The organism is Segatella copri, assembly GCF_949820605.1.
In the GTDB taxonomy this organism is placed as follows: Bacteria; Bacteroidota; Bacteroidia; order Bacteroidales; family Bacteroidaceae; genus Prevotella.
Window position 1 is genome coordinate 1 of sequence record NZ_CATKVU010000010.1, and the last position, 3,213, is coordinate 3,213.

The following is a 3,213-nucleotide window of genomic DNA, read 5'->3' on the forward strand; positions in this document are numbered from 1 at the left end:
AAAATAATCTTATGCTACAATTACAGAGATGGTCTGAAAGCTGTGAGGGAATCCTCTGAATGGGATGTTGTCATTTCGGATATGCGCTTGGGGAATGATAACGGCATCGACCTGTTGGAATGGATGCGTAGTAACGGCTACCAGAATCCATTTATCATCATGACATCTTACGATGAAAGCATGAGTGCCGTGAGGACTATGAAATTGGGAGCAGAAGACTATATACCGAAGAAATTGTTGCTTGATGTAGTTTATGAACGTTTGGAAGAAATCATAGACAAGCAGAAACGACTCGTAGAGTTGAATAACAAGATTGTTTACCGCAAAAGTGAGAAGTTTCGCCGTATATACAAAATGGCAGAATTGTTTGCCAAAAGCGACATGGCTGTTATGATATTGGGAGACAACGGAACAGGCAAAGAACATATAGCGGAAAAGATACATCTGCAAAGCAAAAGAGCCGACAAGCCTTTTGAAGTAGTAGATTGCGGTACGCTTTCTGCGGAACTTGCCGTTTCCGCTCTCTTCGGACATGAGAAAGGAGCATTCACAAGTGCAGACGCAGCAAGAAAAGGTTACTTTGAATTGGCTGCTGGAGGTACGCTGTTCTTGGACGAGATAGGCAACCTGCCGAAAGACGTACAGGCGATGTTGCTGCGTGTGTTGCAATCCAAGAGCTACCGACCATTGGGAGCTACAAAAGATAAAGTGGCTGATGTGCGCATTATTGCCGCCACCAACGAAAACCTGCAAGAGGCAGTTCGGGAAGGACGATTCAGAAGCGATCTGTATTATCGACTTCACGAAGCGGTTATTGAGATTCCACGGTTGCGAGATTGCAAGGAAGATATTATGCCATTAGCTAACTTCTTCCTGAAACTATATGATAGGCATACGGACAAAGAAATAAAATGTATCAGTAAGGAAGCGCAAAGGGCACTTGTAAGCCATACATGGCCAGGCAATGTGCGTGAGTTGAAATCATGTATCATGCGAGCTATGCTGTTATGCGAGAATGAGATAATAGATGTCGAGGACTTGCAGTTGTCACAATCGGCATTGACAGAAGAGGCTTTGGACTTTGATGAACAAGAACGCAAGATCAATCGAGAGCGTATCTTGTGGGCTTTGAAGCAATGCAATGGCATCAAGCGTGATGCGGCAAAAATGTTGGAAATGAGCCATACTACATTCTATGCCCGTATGAAAGAGTATGGTATTCCAACTAACAAGTTGTAACGGTATAAGAACCGTGTAAGGAAGATTGGACGAGTGTCCGGTTTTCCTTACACTATTTCTGCTTGCAATTTCCTTGTGAAAATCTTATTCTCTTGATAAAGTTGCTGATTATCAGGAAATATCATCATCCTATTGTTTAGTCTGTCTTGGAATGGCATAGGTGTTGGACTAATAAATGGTGTGCGCACAGAAACATCAAATTAGTACAAACCCATAAAAGAGACAGCAACATGGAATACAACATATTGATAGAGACTGATTTTTTCAACTTGCTGAATGCAGGTCATAAGAACAAAGGTGGTAACGCTTTGGAGAACTCATACCGTGAGTTTATCAAGGTTGTGGTTGATTTATGCAGCACCAACGTGAAGCAAGCGGTCTTTGCACTGTCATACGCAGAGACCGAGCTTGACTTTCATCTGTCAATGCCCCATATAAAGGATTGTTTGGGAACCGTAGGCTTGTATGTGCGCAAGGCTATTGCATTTGTCCGAAGGATGCAAGAGCATGTGGCAGCAACATATCATCTTCATGTGACCACATCCACTTCAGAAGCCTCTCCGCCAGTATCATCAGAATCAAAGCCATTAGTAAAATGGACTGGCAATGCCGTTGACCTTGTAGAAATGGTATATGGCATCTGCGTAATGGGAAGCGTGAACGATGGCGATGTGAAGTTCAAGGACTTGGCGCAAGCCATGTACCAGTTCTTTGGTATCAAAGCCAAGGACTGCTATCGTTTCTATACCGACATCAGAAGACGCAAGAACCATAGCCGTACTTACTTCCTTGACAGAATGCAGGAGAAGTTGAACGACAAAATGCGAAAGGATGATGAATTGGAAAGAATGAGACGATAAAAAACGATAAATCCCATATATGTATGCAGGGGCGAGTAACTGAAAAGGACAATTCCTAAAAGTTACTCGCCTTATTGTTTATTTCTGTATGAGATGCTTTAAGCTCTCGTCACCAGTGATGCGCTCCAGCTCGTCCTTGACAATCAGCTTGACATCTTCCTTGATTTGGTTGTAGTTGTCCTGAATGGCTTGCTTCATGCAGTCGTTGCCATCCGCATCCTTGAAGTCGTTGATGATGGGGATAGGCTGATAATGGCTTTCCTCTCGCTTTACCTTGTCGGTGTCAACGACAATCTCGGCATGGAAGATCTTCTGCTCTATGCGCTCGGTGAAGTTGTCGGAAACAGAGCCGACAAACATACCTTGGGTAAGACCACTAATCTTGCTTGGCGGAATGAGACTGTCCATTTGGGTATTGATGGACGTAGAGACATCCTGTCGGTTGATGGAAATGGACTGACGCTTTTGGAGCACCTTGCCGAAACGCTCGGATAAAGTCTTGGCGGTCTCGCCAACGACCTGTCCGCTGAAGATATTACCAACGGTATTGATAACCACCTTTGCCTCCTTGTCTCCATAATCGCGAACCAACTGCGAGAAGTCTTGGAAGCCTAAACACACCGCCACCTTGTTGCTTCGTGCCGTAGCAATCAGATTATCCAAGCCTTTGAAATAGATAGTTGGTAACTCGTCAATGATAACGGATGATTTGAGTTGTCCCTTCTTGTTGATGAGTTTCACGATGCGGCTGTTGTACAAACCGAGTGCGGCACCATAAATATTCTGTCGGTCAGGATTATTTCCGACACACAGAATCTTAGGTTCATTGGGATTGTTGATGTCGAGTGTAAACTCGCTTGCGGACATCACCCAGTAGAGTTGTGGTGAAATCATTCGTGACAACGGAATCTTTGCGCTTGCAATCTGCCCCGCCAACTGCTCCATCGCCCCACCTTGCCAGGCATCCATGAACGGAGATAAATAATTTTCAAGTTCGGGATAGCTCGTTAGTATCGGAAAGACATCTTCGTATCTGCGGTTGAGCAGTTCGATGGCATGAGGAAAGGTGCAATACTTTCCGTCCTTGTAGATTCTTAGGTACCAGATGATGGCA

At 44.4% G+C, this 3,213-nt stretch carries 3 protein-coding genes; 2 read left to right on the forward strand and 1 reads right to left on the reverse strand.

Features of this window, described 5'->3' with window-relative positions:
• The coding region (locus RCO84_RS16875) for a sigma-54-dependent transcriptional regulator (protein WP_317585818.1) at positions 1-1,239 on the forward strand (1,239 nt) is incomplete at its 5' end.
• A 230-nt stretch (positions 1,240-1,469) separates the two neighbouring features.
• Complete coding sequence (locus tag RCO84_RS16880; protein WP_117663913.1) at positions 1,470-2,099, forward strand: RteC domain-containing protein; 630 nt, start codon at positions 1,470-1,472, stop codon at positions 2,097-2,099.
• Between the two features lie 78 nt (positions 2,100-2,177).
• On the opposite strand, the gene RCO84_RS16885 is transcribed toward RCO84_RS16880, so the two are convergent.
• Positions 2,178-3,213: TraM recognition domain-containing protein (locus tag RCO84_RS16885; RefSeq protein WP_317585819.1), on the reverse strand; the 1,036-nt coding region annotated here is incomplete at its 5' end.

Bases quoted from the DNA above. Each gene is read 5' to 3' on its own strand.
- RCO84_RS16880 (WP_117663913.1), top strand. From the start codon at position 1,470: ATGGAATACAACATATTGATAGAGACTGATTTTTTCAACTTGCTGAAT.